12 protein-coding genes are annotated in these 14,773 nt (G+C 71.3%); 7 read left to right on the top strand and 5 right to left on the bottom strand.

The genetic code is table 11. The features are described 5' to 3' along the window. The first annotated feature begins 13 nt into the window (after positions 1-13). Positions 14-1,297 (top strand): ATP-dependent Clp protease ATP-binding subunit ClpX, encoded by a 1,284-nt coding sequence (gene clpX, locus E0F75_RS23305; protein ID WP_024755522.1) that lies wholly within the window; start codon positions 14-16, stop codon positions 1,295-1,297. A 66-nt stretch (positions 1,298-1,363) separates the two neighbouring features. Here clpX and E0F75_RS23310 read toward each other — a convergent pair whose 3' ends face one another. Beyond that, positions 1,364-2,329 (bottom strand): hypothetical protein, encoded by a 966-nt coding sequence (locus E0F75_RS23310; RefSeq protein ID WP_187624504.1) that lies wholly within the window; start codon positions 2,327-2,329, stop codon positions 1,364-1,366. A 138-nt stretch (positions 2,330-2,467) separates the two neighbouring features. On the opposite strand from E0F75_RS23310, the gene E0F75_RS23315 reads away from it, so the two are divergent. Then, positions 2,468-5,089: a valine--tRNA ligase gene (locus E0F75_RS23315; RefSeq protein WP_187624505.1), complete on the top strand. Its 2,622-nt coding sequence runs from the start codon at positions 2,468-2,470 to the stop codon at positions 5,087-5,089. 71 nt (positions 5,090-5,160) lie between these two features. Here E0F75_RS23315 and E0F75_RS23320 read toward each other — a convergent pair whose 3' ends face one another. From E0F75_RS23320 to E0F75_RS23335, 4 genes are all read right to left on the bottom strand, one after another. After that, the gene (locus tag E0F75_RS23320) at positions 5,161-6,507 is read right to left on the bottom strand and encodes a glycosyltransferase family 2 protein (RefSeq protein WP_187624506.1); all 1,347 of its coding nucleotides are present in this window, start codon (positions 6,505-6,507) and stop codon (positions 5,161-5,163) included. Between the two features lie 26 nt (positions 6,508-6,533). Next, the gene (wecB, locus tag E0F75_RS23325; RefSeq protein WP_187624507.1) at positions 6,534-7,703 is read right to left on the bottom strand and encodes a non-hydrolyzing UDP-N-acetylglucosamine 2-epimerase; all 1,170 of its coding nucleotides are present in this window, start codon (positions 7,701-7,703) and stop codon (positions 6,534-6,536) included. 167 nt (positions 7,704-7,870) lie between these two features. Further along, on the bottom strand, positions 7,871-8,575 hold the full coding sequence (locus E0F75_RS23330; protein WP_187624508.1) for a response regulator transcription factor: 705 nt from the start codon (positions 8,573-8,575) through the stop codon (positions 7,871-7,873). After that, positions 8,572-9,735 carry a PAS domain-containing sensor histidine kinase gene (locus E0F75_RS23335; protein ID WP_187624509.1) on the bottom strand — a complete coding sequence of 388 codons (1,164 nt, stop codon included), beginning with the start codon at positions 9,733-9,735 and terminating at the stop codon, positions 8,572-8,574. The genes E0F75_RS23330 and E0F75_RS23335 overlap by 4 nt, the downstream gene beginning before the upstream one ends. 102 nt (positions 9,736-9,837) lie before the next feature. Between E0F75_RS23335 and E0F75_RS23340 the strand changes: the two genes are divergently transcribed. The 5 genes from E0F75_RS23340 (at position 9,838) to E0F75_RS23360 (ending at position 14,769) form a co-directional block, all read left to right on the top strand. Next, positions 9,838-10,977, top strand: a complete 1,140-nt coding sequence (locus tag E0F75_RS23340; RefSeq protein WP_229312800.1) for a sensor histidine kinase — start codon at positions 9,838-9,840, stop codon at positions 10,975-10,977. Positions 10,978-11,099: 122 nt separating this feature from the next. After that, a complete protein-coding gene (locus tag E0F75_RS23345) occupies positions 11,100-12,599 on the top strand; it encodes a folylpolyglutamate synthase/dihydrofolate synthase family protein (RefSeq protein WP_187624511.1) in 1,500 nt (499 codons plus the stop codon). 5 nt (positions 12,600-12,604) lie between these two features. Further along, positions 12,605-12,970, top strand: a complete 366-nt coding sequence (locus tag E0F75_RS23350) for a DUF4233 domain-containing protein (RefSeq protein ID WP_187624512.1) — start codon at positions 12,605-12,607, stop codon at positions 12,968-12,970. Positions 12,971-13,035: 65 nt separating this feature from the next. Continuing rightward, complete coding sequence (ndk, locus tag E0F75_RS23355; RefSeq protein WP_109185942.1) at positions 13,036-13,449, top strand: nucleoside-diphosphate kinase; 414 nt, start codon at positions 13,036-13,038, stop codon at positions 13,447-13,449. Positions 13,450-13,749: 300 nt separating this feature from the next. Then, complete coding sequence (locus E0F75_RS23360; protein WP_030317599.1) at positions 13,750-14,769, top strand: rod shape-determining protein; 1,020 nt, start codon at positions 13,750-13,752, stop codon at positions 14,767-14,769. Positions 14,770-14,773: the final 4 nt, after the last annotated feature.

Genomic DNA, 14,773 nt, shown 5'->3' on the forward strand with positions numbered 1-14,773 from the left:
GGGGAAGCACCTCGTGGCACGCATCGGTGATGGCGGCGACCTGCTCAAGTGCTCGTTCTGCGGAAAGAGCCAGAAGCAGGTGAAGAAGCTCATCGCGGGACCCGGTGTGTACATCTGCGACGAGTGCATCGACCTCTGCAACGAGATCATCGAGGAAGAACTCGCGGAGACGAGCGAGGTGCGCTGGGAGGAACTTCCCAAGCCCCGCGAGATCTACGAGTTCCTCGAGGGGTACGTCGTCGGGCAGGAGCCCGCGAAGAAGGCCCTCTCGGTCGCGGTGTACAACCACTACAAGCGCGTCCAGGCCGGCGAGAACGGCGGCGGGGCGGGGCGGGACGACGCCATCGAGCTGGCGAAGTCCAACATTCTGCTGCTGGGCCCCACGGGCTCCGGCAAGACGCTCCTGGCGCAGACGCTGGCGCGCATGCTCAACGTTCCGTTCGCCATCGCCGACGCGACGGCGCTGACGGAGGCCGGCTATGTCGGCGAGGACGTCGAGAACATCCTGCTCAAGCTGATCCAGGCGGCCGACTACGACGTCAAGAAGGCCGAGACCGGGATCATCTACATCGACGAGATCGACAAGGTCGCCCGTAAGAGCGAAAACCCGTCGATCACCCGCGATGTCTCCGGCGAGGGCGTGCAGCAGGCCCTCCTGAAGATCCTGGAAGGGACGACGGCCTCGGTCCCCCCGCAGGGCGGCCGAAAGCACCCCCACCAGGAGTTCATCCAGATCGACACGACGAACGTGCTCTTCATCGTGGGCGGCGCCTTCGCCGGCCTTGAGAAGATCATCGAGTCGCGGGCGGGCGCCAAGGGCATCGGCTTCGGGGCGACCATCCGCTCCAAGCGCGAGATCGAGGCGAGCGACCAGTTCCAGGAGGTCATGCCGGAGGACCTGGTGAAGTTCGGGATGATCCCCGAGTTCATCGGCCGCCTCCCCGTCCTCACCTCCGTCCACAACCTGGACCGCGAGGCGCTCCTCCAGATCCTGGTCGAGCCGCGGAACGCCCTGGTGAAGCAGTACCAGCGCCTCTTCGAACTCGACGGTGTGGAGCTGGACTTCGACCGCCCGGCCCTGGAGGCCATCGCCGACCAGGCGATCCTCCGCGGCACCGGCGCGCGAGGCCTGCGGGCCATCATGGAGGAGGTCCTCCAGTCGGTGATGTACGAGGTCCCGTCCCGCAAGGACGTGGCCCGCGTGGTCATCACGGCGGACGTCGTCCGCAACAACGTGAACCCGACGCTGGTCCCGCGGATCGTGAAGAACGACGGCAGGCACGAGAAGTCGGCCTGACGCCGAGAACGACGGAAGGGGGTCCCGCCCGAGGCGGGACCCCCTTCGTCATGTCCGGCGAGCCGGTCAGAGCTTGACGCGGATCTCCTTGCGGAGCTTGGCGGAGGTCGCCGCGGCGTCCTCCATCGAGGTGCTCTTGCCGGCCATCAGGTCGGCGAGGTTCATGGGCATGACGTAGCCGAGCGTGCTGTGGTCGCTCCAGATGCAGACCGCCATGACGATCTCCTTGGGGCCGAGGCCGCCGGTTTCCGCTCCGGTGTCCGTCTTGGACTTGATCTCCTGGCACTTCAGGAGCGCTCCGTCGAGCCCCTCCGGCGTGAACTCCTTCGGGTCTCCGACCAGTTGGGTCTTGCCGTCCTTCTCCTTCGCGGCCTCGGCACGCATGTTCGCGAAGACGGCGTCGAGGGTCTTCTCCGGGTCGTCGATCTGGCCGTACGCGCCGCCGAACTGCAGGAGCTTGGAGCCGAGCGGGTTGGCGTCGTTCTTGACCTCCCACTGCGCGTTGACGCGCTGCGGGTTCTTCATGCCGAACTTCTCGGCGTCCTTGACGAAGTCGTCGTCGCTGTTCTGGGAGCCGCTCTTGCCGGCGGCCTTCTTGTACTCGCCCAGCACCGTCTCCGGTGTCGTCAGCTTGTGCGGGCCGTCGTCCGCGACCGAGGCGCCGCCCCCGCCCAGCACGAAGTACGCGCCCACGCCGATCGCCGCGACCACCGCGACCGCGCCGATGATCCAGCCCGCCTTCGACTTCTTCGGGGCCGGCGGGTGGGGGACGTAGCCGCCCGGGCCCTGGGGGGCGCCGTACTGGGGCTGCTGCCCGTACGGGCCGGGCTGCTGGGGCTGCTGCTGCGGGTAGCCGTACGGCGGCTGCTGCGGCGGGACGCCCTGCGGGGCCTGCTGGGGGTAGCCGTAACCGGGCTGCGCGCCGTACGGTCCCGGCTGCTGCGGCTGCTGCCCGTACGGTCCCGGCTGCTGGCCGTAGGGCCCGGGCTGCTGCGGCTGCTGGCCGTACGGGCCCGGCTGGTTGTAGCTCATCGACAGGTTCCCCTCACAGGATGTTTATGCCTACCGAACATCCTGGCGGAACCGCCGGGGCGTAAGTGCGGCGGGGCCCACACCGTTACCGAACCAAAGCGTTTCAGGACAGCACCGCGACACCCCTAAACTGGCCCCGTGACCGAGAACACTCAGCAGCAGACAGCGCCCACCACCGAACTGCCGACCACGTACGCGCCGGCCGAGGTAGAGGGGCCGCTGTACGAGCGCTGGGTAGAGCGCGGCTACTTCGAGGCGGACGCGAAGAGCGAGAAGCCCGCGTACACCATCGTCATCCCGCCGCCGAACGTCACGGGCTCGCTCCACCTGGGCCACGCCTTCGAGCACACGCTGATCGACGCCCTCACCCGCCGCAAGCGCATGCAGGGCTTCGAGACGCTGTGGCAGCCCGGCATGGACCACGCCGGCATCGCCACCCAGAACGTCGTCGAGCGTGAGCTCGCCAAGGAGGGCAAGTCCCGCCACGACCTGGGCCGCGAGGCCTTCGTCGAGCGCGTCTGGGAGTGGAAGGCCGAGTCCGGCGGGCAGATCGCCGGCCAGATGCGGCGCCTCGGCGAGGGCCTCGCGTGGAGCCGCGACCGCTTCACCATGGACGAGGGTCTGTCCCGCGCCGTCCAGACCGTCTTCAAGAAGATGTTCGACGACGGTCTGATCTACCGTGCCGAGCGCATCATCAACTGGTGCCCGCGCTGTCTGACGGCCATCTCCGACATCGAGGTCGACTACCAGGACGACGACGGCGAGCTCGTCTCCATGAAGTACGGCGAGGGTGACGACACGATCGTCGTCGCCACCACGCGCGCGGAGACGATGCTCGGTGACACCGCCGTCGCCGTCCACCCCGACGACGAGCGCTACGCCCACCTGATCGGCAAGCGGATCAAGCTGCCGCTGACGGACCGGACCATCCCGGTCGTCGCCGACACGCACGTCGACCCGGAGTTCGGCACCGGCGCCGTCAAGGTGACCCCGGCGCACGACCCGAACGACTTCGCCATCGGCCAGCGCCACGACCTCGAGTCCATCGAGGTCCTCGACGAGCGCGGCGTGATCACCGTCCACGGCCCCTTCCAGGGCCTCGACCGCTTCGAGGCGCGCTCCGCGATCGTCGCCGCCCTGCGGGCCGACGGCCGGATCGTCGCCGAGAAGCGCCCGTACGTCCACTCCGTCGGCCACTGCTCGCGCTGCAAGACGACGCTTGAGCCGCGTCTGTCGCTGCAGTGGTGGGTCAAGGTCGAGACCCTCGCCAAGGCCGCCGGTGACGCGGTCCGCGACGGCCGGGTCGACATCCACCCGGCCGACATGTCGCAGCGGTACTTCGACTGGGTCGACAACCTCAACGACTGGTGCATCTCGCGCCAGCTGTGGTGGGGCCACCGCATCCCCGTCTGGCACGGCCCCGACGGCGAGCTGGTCTGCGTCGGTCCCGACGAGGAGCCGCCCACGGGTGAGGGCTGGACGCAGGACACCGACGTCCTCGACACGTGGTTCTCGTCCGGCCTGTGGCCGTTCTCCACGCTCGGCTGGCCCGAGAAGACCCCGGACCTGGAGAAGTTCTACCCGAACTCCGTCCTGGTCACCGGCTACGACCTGATGTTCTTCTGGGTCGCCCGGATGATGATGTTCGGTCTGTACGCGATGGACGGTCAGCCGCCGTTCCGCACCATCGCGTTCCACGGGATGGTCCGCGACGAGTTCGGCAAGAAGATGTCGAAGTCGTTCGGGAACACGGTCAACCCGCTGGACTGGATGGACAAGTACGGCTCCGACGCCCTGCGCTTCACCCTGGCCAAGGGCGCCAACCCGGGCGTCGACGTCCCGATCGGCGAGGACTGGGTCCAGGCGTCCCGGAACTTCGCCAACAAGATCTGGAACGCGACCCGTTTCGCGATGATGAACGGCGCCACGACCGAGGGCCCGCTGCCGGACGCCTCCGAGATGTCGGCGACCGACCGCTGGATCCTGTCCCGGCTCAACGAGACGGTCGCGCAGGCCGACGCGTACTACGAGGACTTCCAGTTCGCCAAGCTCGCCGACACCCTCTACCACTTCGCGTGGGACGAGGTCTTCGCCTGGTACGTCGAGCTGTCGAAGACCACGTTCTTCGCGGGCGGCGAGGGCGCCAAGGTCTCCGGCCGGGTCCTCGGCGAGGTCCTGGACGTCATGCTGCGGCTGCTGCACCCGATCGTCCCGTTCGTCACCGACACCCTGTGGACCACCCTCACCGGCGGTGAGTCCCTGGTGATCGCCGACTGGCCGAAGGACAGCGGCTTCCGCGACAAGGCCGCCGAGCAGGAGATCGAGCTCGTCCAGCGGGTCGTCACCGAGGTCCGCCGCTTCCGCAAGGAGCAGGGTCTCCAGGACGCCCAGAAGGTGCCGGCCCGCCTCATGGTCGACGGCACCCCGCTCGTCGCGCACGAGGCCGCCATCCGCCAGATCCTGCGCCTCCAGCCGGAGGGCGAGGGCTTCGCCGCCACCGCCTCCCTGCCGGTCGCCGGCGCCACGGTCGCGCTCGACCTGTCGGGCACGATCGACGTGGCCGCGGAGCGCAAGCGTCTCGCGAAGGACCTCGCGGCCGCCGAGAAGGAGAAGGCCCAGGCGAACGGAAAGCTCGGCAACGAGGCGTTCCTGGCCAAGGCCCCGGACAACGTGGTCGACAAGATCCGTGGCCGCCTCGCCAAGGCGGACGAGGACATCGCCCGCATCGAGGCCCAGCTGGCGAACCTGCCGCAGGCCTAGCACGGCATGACGAAGGGGCCCGGAACCGTGACACGGTTCCGGGCCCCTTCGCGTACGCCTTCCCGTACTCCTCAGGACTCCGTGGCCACCGGGCCCACGCCCGCCGTCTCCGCGTTCCGCCGGGTCTTCGCCCAGCCCGTCCTGCCGCGCACCAGCCGCACCAAGCCGCGCGCCGAGACGATGAAGAGGTGGTACGCGTACAGCCAGAGCGCGAACCCCCACAGCAGGCCCTTCAGCCGGGAGCGGTCCGGGGCGAACTCGCGGCGGTAGACCGGGCCCCACAGCAGGAACGGGACGATCGACACGACGGCCAGCGCGAGCGCGAGCGGCCACGCGGCGAGCAGCACCTCGGCCGCGCCGCCGCCGGTCAGGAGGGCGACGAGCATGACCGCGGTCAGGACGAGCGTCGCGAGATGCGCGAGGGGCTGGCAGAAGGTGTAGAGGGATTCGAGGACACCGGCGGCCTTGTAGTGGCGGGAGCCGGCGATCCGGCCCGTGTAGCGCACGCACTGGATGTTCCCCTGGGCCCAGCGGGTGCGCTGGGTCAGGAAGCGGCGGGTGTACGGGAGTGCCTCCTGGGTGACCCAGGTGTCGGCGACATGGGTGACCCGGTAGCCGACGAGCCGCATGTGGAGGCCGAGCTCGTAGTCCTCCAGGAGGGCGTCCTGCTGCCACGGGCGGCGCTCGGCGGCGGCGATCCGGTCGAGGGCGGTGAGCCGGGTGAACTGGCCGTTGCCGCCGAGGCCGACCGAGCCGGTGCGGCGGCGAAGCAGCTGCATGCCGGTGTTGGAGACGGCGAACTCGGCGTCCTGCATACGGATCAGGAGCCGGGCGTACGCGTTGCCCAGCCGGCCCCGGTGGGCGAGCGGGCGCTCGTCCTCGACGTTCCGCATCCGGACCCCGATCTGCACCCCGCCCGTCTCCGGGTCGCCGAACGCGTCCGGGCCGCTGACCCGCGCGAGGGCTTCGGGGGACACCTGGCCGTCGGCGTCGACGACACAGACGATCACGCGGTCGCGGTCCCGTGTGTCCGCGAGGTGCTCGTCGAGGGCGGCGTAGGCGGCGTTGAGCGCGGCTCCCTTGCCGATGCGGGCGTCGGGACGGTGGCGGGAGACGAGGTGGATGCGGGGGTCCCGGCCGGCGAGCGAGGTGACGATCGGGGCGGTGAGGTCGTCGCTTGCGTCGTCGATCACCCAGACGTGGCCGCCGGGGAAGTCGCCGCGGAGCCGGGTGACGGTCGTCGCGATCACGGCCTCCTCGTCCCGGCAGGGCACGAAGAAGTGCCAGTCGTACGCGGCCGGGTCACCGGCCTCGGTGGGCCGGCGGCGGGCGTAGGCATGGCGGGCACCGGCCCAGTAGAGGAGGAAGCAGGCGAGGAGGAGGAAGGGGAAGACGTACAGCAGGAAAGGAAGGCTCATGGGGGTCTCCGGTGGGGGCTCGGTGGTCAGGCCGCGGTGACGACGTCGGCGGGGGCCGGGCGGGGGACCGGGAGCACGCGGTCCGCGCCCCGCTCGGCGATCAGGTCCCGGAGGAGGGCCGCGATCCGGTGGGACGCGGTGCCGTCGCCGTACGGGCTGGGGAGCGTGCCCAGACGGCGCAGTCCGAGGCCGCCCTCGGCGAGGCGCCGGCGGGCCGCGGCCCCGATGCCCGGCCCGGGTGCGACCAGGTCGGCGAAGTCGGTGAGCGACTCGGGGCGCTCGGTGGAGCGGCGGACGACGACCAGGGGGCGGCCGAGGACGGTCGTCTCCTCCTGGATGCCGCCGGAGTCGGAGACGATCAGGGCGGCGTGCCGGGCCAGGGCAAGGAAGGTGCCGTAGCCGGCCGGCGGCAGCACCGTCAGTCCGTCGAGGAGCGGCAGCAGTCCGGCCGCCTCGATCCGGGCGCGGGTGCGGGGGTGCAGGGGGAGGACGACCGGCAGTTCGCGGGCGAGGGCGGCGAGCTCCTCCAGGACGGCGCTGAGGGCGGCGGGGTCGTCGGTGTTCTCGGGCCGGTGGACGGTCGCGAGGACGTAGCCGTCGGGGACGAGACCGCTGATGGCGAGCAGCCGGGCGCGCTCCTCGGGCGGCGGGAGGTGGTCGTGGACGGCCTCGACGACGGTGTTGCCGGTGACCGCGATGCGCTCCTCCGCGACCCCCTCGGCGAGCAGGAGGTCGCGGTTGTCGGGGGTGGCGGCGCACAGGACGTCGGCGAGCCGGTCGATGAGGACCCGGTTGTGCTCCTCGGGCATGGCCCGGTCGTGGCTGCGGAGGCCCGCCTCGACGTGGACGAGGGGGAGGCCACGGGCGTTGGCGGCGAGGGCGCCGGAGAGGGCGGCGTTGGTGTCGCCCTGGACGACGACGGCGAGCGGCGGCTCGGCGGAGAAGCGCTCGTCGAGGCCGGTCAGGGCGGCGGCGACCTGCACGGCCCGCGGCTGCCCGCCGACCCCGGTCAGATACTCGGGCTCGGGCAGCCCCAGCTCGTCGAGGAAGTCGCCGGAGAGCGCGTCGTCGTAGTGCTGACCGGTGTGCACGACCCGGGCGGCGGGACCGAGGGCCCGGATCAGCTCGGCGAGCTTGACCAGCTCGGGGCGGGTGCCGAGGACGACGGCGACGCTGCGGGCAGGGAGAGTCTTCATACGGTCGAAGGTGGCGGGCCCCGGTCGCGTGATGCGGTGGTGCTCGGTTGCCGGACGGTTGCGGTGGGGCGGGGCCGGGTGGGTCGGGACGTCCGTCCGGGCCGTACGGCCGGTGGACGCCGGGACCTTGGTCCCGGGGGAGGGCCGGTCCCGGGGGGACGGGCCTGTCAGCGGTTCCGGCCTCCCCCCGGTGCGCTCTCGTAGCGGTACCCCAGGCCCCGGACCGCTTCCAGGGGGTCCCGGGAGCCGGGGCCGGCAGCGGTGCGGAGTTTGCGGCGGAGGCGGAGGACGGCGAACTTCACCCGGTCGCGGCCGATGGCGGTCGTGTCGTCCCAGACCTGGTCCAGAAGCTGTTCCGTGGTCACCACCCGGCCCCGGTTGCGGACCAGGAGCTGGAGCAGCCGGTACTCGATGTCGCTCAGCCGGATCTCGCTGCCCTGCCAGAGGGCGGCGCGTCGTTCGGGGACGAGGCGGAGGTCCTCCTCGACCGGTTCGCCCGCCCAGCGGCGGGGGCCCGACCTTCGGAGCAGGGCCTCGACGCGGGCCAGGAGCTCCGTGTGGTCGAAGGGCTTGACCAGGTAGTCGTCGGCGCCCGAGCGCAGTCCGCGTACCCGGTCGTCGACGTCTCCCAGGCCCGACAGGACCAGGACCGGCAGGTCGCTCATGTCCCGGGTGCGGTCCAGGACCTCCCAGCCGTCCAGTTCCGGGAGGAGGACGTCGAGGAGCATGAGCGCCGGGCGTTCCGCGAAGAGGAGACGGAGGCCCTCGCGGCCGTCGGCGGCCACCGAGACCTCGTATCCGCGGCGGCCGAGGAGGACCCGGAGGGCCAGCGCGAGGTCCGGGTCGTCCTCCACGATCAGGAGTCTCGTCATGAGGCGCGGCCGGTGTGGCCGGTGTGGCCGGTGTGGCCGGTGTGGGGCAGGGGAAGCCGGACGGTGAACACGGCGCCGGGCCGGCCGTCCCGGTCGCGGACCGTGATGGTCCCGCCGTGCAGCCGTACCGTGTCGAGCGCTCCCGCCAGGCCCAGGCCCGTACCGGGGAAGCCGCCGCGCCGGGCGTTGGGTGCCCGGACGAAGGGGGTGAAGATCTCCTCGTGGTACTCCATCGGGACCCCGATGCCGTTGTCCCGGACCTCGATCGTCCAGTGGCCGTCGGCCGTCCGGCCGACGACGTCGACCCGGCCGCCCTCCGGAGTGAAGCGCAGCGCGTTCGCCAGGAGCTCCTCGATCGCGCCCGTCAGCATGCCCGCGTCGGCGACCAGCGGCGGCCCGGTCGGCGGGCACTCGGACGCGATGTACGGGCCGGCCCCGTCCGCCCGCTGGAGCGCCTCCAGGACGACCCGCTCGATCAGCTCGTGGACGAGGACCTGCCCCAGCCGGGGCTCGGCCGTCGGACCCCCGGTGGCGGCCTTCGGCAGGTTCTCGGCGACCGACCGCATGCGGATCGCGTTGCGGCGGATGGCGTCCACGTACGAGGCCTGCTCCTGGCTGAGGGGGCCGCCGGCGGGGTCCCGGAGCAGTTCGGCGAAGCTGAGGACGGTGGCGAGCGGGGTCCGCAGCTCGTGCAGGGCCCGTCCGGCGAACGCCGCCCGTTCGTCGGCGAGCGCCGCCAGCTTCCGTACCTGCTCGTACAGGCCGTCCTCCGCCGCGCCGCGCCGCGTCACGTCCTCGACCAGCCAGAGATGGCCGAGCAGTTCGCCGTCGTCGAGGACGGGGGCCCGCCGGCGGCGCAGCGTCCGGCCGTCCCGCAGGTGGTAGTCGGTCGAGCGGGTGACGGGCCCGTGCGTCTCGCTCTCCTCCAGGAGGCGCCGCCGCTCCTCCGGACGGGCCAGCAGGCCGGCCACCAGGTCGACCACCCGCTCGCGCGGCGTGCCGGGGGAGAGGCCGGCTCCCTCGGGCAGCCGAAGGAGCGTGGCGAAGCGGCGGTTGATCCGGACCACCCGCAGCTCACGGTCGAGGAGGAGCGCCGCCTGGGGGAGCGCGTCGAGCAGTGCGGCGGCGAAGGACAGCTGCTCCTGTGAGGCGTCGTGCACGATTCCGAGTCAAACAGGAATAGGGACGAAGTGCCCGATGTCACATCAGACGGGACTTCAGGTCCACGCCGTCGGGACGAAAGACCTTGGATGATGGAAGGCATGCTCCGCCTCCCCACCGTCCCCGCGCTGCGCCGATGCGTGGACCGGTGGGCGGTCTCGCCCCGCGCCCTCGACGTCGTCGCCGCGCTCAGCGCCTTCGGCCTCATGTGCCTGGACGTGCCGGGGCTCGCCCGCGCCGACAACTCCCTGACCGGCGTCACCGCCACCCTGGTTCTCGCGGCCGGCGCCGCCACCCTGGTCCTCCGGCGCCGACTGCCCTGGGTGCCGTACCTGGTGGCGCTCGGTCTGATGGGCTGGCTGCACGAGCTGACCATGATCCAGTTCGCGCTGTACTCGATCGGCCGGTACCGGGGGCGCCGCGCCGCCGTCGTCGCCACCCTGCTGTACGTCGGCGTCGCCTACGGCCTCTTCCTGACACCCGGCTGGCCCGCCCGGCACGGCGACACCCTGAGCGACTTCCTGAGCCTGGTCGTCCCGATCGGCGTCCTCGCGGCGGGCGTCGGCATCGCGGCGTACCGGCAGGACCTCGTCCGCGCCCTGGAGGTCCAGCGGCGCGAGGCAGCCGCCCGGCAGGCCGTCCAGGAGGAGCGGATCTCCGTCGGCCGGGACGTCCACGACCTGGTCGGCCGCGAGCTGACCGTCCTCGCGGTGCGGGCCGAGGTCCTCGCCGTACGGGCCAGGGGCGAGGGCCACCAGAAGGACTTCGAGGAGCTCGCGGACACCGCCCGGCGCGCCCACCTCATGCTCAACGAGACGATCGTGCGCCGCGCCGACCGGGACGCGGCCACCCCCGGCCTCGAAGGGCTCGCCGAGCTCGCCGGGGAGAGCGAGCGGATGGGCAGTCCCGTCGAGCTGACGGTCGCCGAGGAGGCGAAGGCCCTCTCGCCGCTGCGGCAGGCGGCCGTCCACCGGGTCGTGCGGGAGTGCCTGACGAACGCCGCGAAGCACGCCCCCGGGCTGGCCGTGACGGTCGCGATCACGGTGGAGGGCCCCGATCTGCGCATCGCGGTCCGCAACCCGCTGCCGAAGACCCCGCCGGACCCGGCCCCGGTCTCCACCGGCACCGGGCTCGTCTCGATGGAGGAACGGGTCACCAGCATGGGCGGCACCCTGAACGCCCGCCGGGAGGGCGACGGCTACGAGGTGACGGCGCTGCTGCCGACGGGCCTGCCGCGCTGACACGGTCGATCCCGATGTCCGTGATCGCCGACTTTGCCGGGCGGGTGCGGCGGACGGTGGACCGAAAGTCCCGAAAGGGGTGGGTCCGATGTCCTGTCGGTACCGCTCCGTAGACTGGGCCCGTGAGCGAGCCGAGCGACCCGAGTGACCAGTTCGACGACATCGTCGACGCCGAGACCGACCGAGACCCCGACCTGGCGGTGATCGAGGCCGGCAGCCGCACCCTGCGCACCCAGGGCGGCCGGCCCCAGGGCGACCCGGTGCCCAGCCGCCCCGAGGACCCGGAGCTCGACAAGGCGCTGCGCGAGGTCGAGACCGAGCTGTCCACCCGCTGGGGCGAGACCAAGCTGGAGCCCTCGGTCACCCGGATCGCGGCCCTGATGGACGTCCTGGGCGAGCCGCAGCGCGCGTACCCCTCGATCCACATCACCGGCACCAACGGCAAGACGTCGACGGCCCGCATGATCGAGGCCCTGCTCGGCGCCTTCGAGCTGCGCACCGGGCGGTACACGTCGCCGCACGTGCAGACCATCACCGAGCGCATCAGCCTGGACGGCGCCCCGATCTCCGCCGAGCGGTTCGTCGAGACGTACCAGGACATCAAGCCGTACGTGGAGCTGGTCGACGCCCGCGAGGAGTACCGGCTCTCCTTCTTCGAGGTCCTCACCGGAATGGCGTACGCGGCCTTCGCCGACGCCCCGGTCGACGCGGCCGTCGTCGAGGTCGGCATGGGCGGCACCTGGGACGCGACGAACGTCATCGACGGCTCCGTCGCCGTCGTCACCCCCATCGACCTGGACCACACGGACCGGCTCGGCACGACGACCGCCGAGATCGCCGGCGAGAAGTCCGGGATCATCAAGCAGGGCGCGACCGTGATCCTGGCCCAGCAGCCGGTGGACGCGGCGCAGGTCCTGCTGAAGAAGGCCGTCGAGGCGGACGCCACCGTGGCCCGCGAGGGCATGGAGTTCGGCATCGTCGCCCGCGAGGTCGCGGTCGGCGGCCAGCTCCTCACCCTGCGCGGTCTGGGCGGCGAGTACGACAACATCTTCCTGCCGCTGCACGGCGCCTACCAGGCGCACAACGCGGCGGTGGCGCTGGCGGCGGTCGAGGCCTTCTTCGGGATCGGCTCGGAGCACGCGCGGACCCTGGACCTCGACACGGTCCGGCAGGCCTTCGCCCAGGTGGCCTCGCCCGGCCGTCTGGAGATCGTCCGCTCGTCCCCGACGGTGATCCTGGACGCCGCGCACAACCCGCACGGCGCGCGGGCGACGGCGGAGGGCGTCAGCGAGGCCTTCGGCTTCTCGCGGCTCGTCGGCGTGGTCTCGACGAGCGGAGACAAGGACGCCAAGGGCCTCCTGGAGGCCTTCGAGCCGATCTTCGCGGAGGTCGTCGTCACGGCGAACTCCAACCCCCGTGCCACGGACGTGGACGAGCTCGCCGCCGTCGCGGTCGAGGTCTTCGGCGAGGACCGGGTCGTCGTGGAGCCGCGGCTGCCCGACGCCCTGGAGGCGGCCATCACGCTCGCGGAGGAAGAGGCCGAGTACGGCGGCGCGGGTGTCCTCGTGACCGGTTCGATCTTCACGGTCGGCGATGCCCGGCTGCTGCTGCGAAGGGGCTGAACCCGATGCGTACCCTCTGTTCCTCGACGCTCATCGGCGAGTTCTTCGTGATCGGCTTCGCCGGTCTCGTCGCGATGAAGGACGACAGTCTCGCGATGTCCACCGTCTGGTGGGTCTGCGGTGTCGCGATGGTCATCTCGGTGCTGCTCTGTGGGATGGTCACCCGCCCCGGCGGTGTGCAGCTCGGCTGGGTTCTGCAGATCGGCCTGATCCTCAGCGGCTTCGTCGTGCCGACGATGTTCTTCCTCGGGGCGGTTTTCGCCGGTCTGTGGTGGGCGTCCGTTCACTATGGGCGACGGATCGACGACATCAAGGCACGGTGGGCCGAGGCCCAGGCCGCGGGGGCCTCGGCAGGGCCTGACGCTGCGTAATCGAGGGGCGTGCGGGGCCTGTAGCCTCGGAGGTCCCGCACACGCTTTTCCGAAGGAGTTCCCCCGTGAGCCAGCGCACGCTCGTCCTGCTCAAGCCCGACGCCGTCCGCCGTGGCCTGGTCGGCGAGATCATCGGCCGCATCGAGCGCAAGGCCGGCTGGACCCTGGCGGCCCTGGAGCTGCGCGAGCTGGACCAGGAGACCCTGGAGCAGCACTACGGCGAGCACAAGGGCAAGCCCTTCTACGAGCCGCTGATGGGCTTCATGTCCTCCGGCCCCGTCGTCGCGCTCGTCGTCGAGGGTGAGCGGGTCATCGAGGGTGTCCGCCAGCTGGCCGGTCCGACCGACCCGATCGCCGCCGCGCCCGGTTCGATCCGCGGCGACTTCGGCACCATCGTCCGGGAGAACCTGATCCACGCCTCCGACTCGGAGGAGTCGGCCCTGCGCGAGCTGAAGATCTTCTTCCCCGGTCTCGCCTGAGCCGACCCGACGTCGCTGACTCGGCGTCAGCCGAATGCAGCAGCCTGTGGGGCGACCGAAGGAATTCGGTCGCCCCCAGGCATATGAACGCCGATCCCGGGAACGGATCGCCGCGTCCTACCGTCACCTGTACAGAGGTGGACCACCGCGCGGTATCCGGGCGGGCGGCACTACGATGGAAAACTCCACGCCGCACCACCTTCAGCCACCCATTTCAGCCACCGTTTCGCCTGCCTGAGAAGCCGTCAACGCTCGCTGGGGAAGGCCCGAAGCATCCTCATGGGAAACAAGGGGAACTCAATGTCGTTCATCGGCCGTGACATGGCTATCGACCTCGGGACTGCCAACACGCTGGTGTACGTCAGGGGGCGTGGCATCGTCCTCAACGAGCCGTCCGTGGTCGCCATCAACACCAACACCGGAGGCATCCTCGCGGTGGGCGCCGAGGCGAAGAAGATGATCGGCCGGACCCCCGGCAACATCGTCGCCGTCCGGCCCCTGAAGGACGGCGTGATCGCCGACTTCGAGATCACCGAGCGGATGCTCCGCTACTTCATCCTCAAGATCCACAAGCGCCGCTACCTGGCCCGCCCCCGGGTCGTCGTCTGCGTGCCCTCCGGCATCACCGGAGTGGAGCGCCGCGCCGTCATCGAGGCCTCGACGCAGGCCGGCGCCCGCCAGGTGCACATCATCGAGGAGCCCATGGCGGCGGCCATCGGCTCGGGCCTCCCGGTCCACGAGGCCACCGGCAACATGGTCGTGGACATCGGCGGCGGCACCACCGAGGTCGCCGTCATCTCCCTCGGCGGAATCGTCACGGCACAGTCGATCCGGGTCGCCGGCGACGAGCTGGACAACGCGATCATCCAGCACATCAAGAAGGAGTACTCGCTCCTCCTCGGTGAGCGCACCGCCGAGCAGATCAAGATCACCATCGGCTCGGCGTACGACCTCGACAAGGACGAGCACACCGAGATCCGCGGCCGCGACCTCGTCTCCGGTCTGCCCAAGACCGTGGTCATCTCGGCCGCCGAGGTCCGCAAGGCCATCGAGGAGCCGGTGAACGCCATCGTCGACGCGGTGAAGACCACCCTCGACAAGTGCCCGCCGGAGCTCTCCGGTGACGTCATGGACCGCGGCATCGTTCTCACGGGTGGCGGTGCCCTGCTGCGCGGCCTCGACGAGCGACTCCGCCGCGAGACCGGAATGCCGATCCACATCGCCGAGGACCCGCTGGACTCGGTGGCGCTCGGCTCCGGCAAGTGCGTGGAGGAGTTCGAGGCCCTCCAGCAGGTCCTGGACGCCCAGCCGCGCCGCTAGCACC

Source organism: Streptomyces sp. CB02980 (genome assembly GCF_014451325.2).
Taxonomy (GTDB): domain Bacteria; phylum Actinomycetota; class Actinomycetes; order Streptomycetales; family Streptomycetaceae; genus Streptomyces.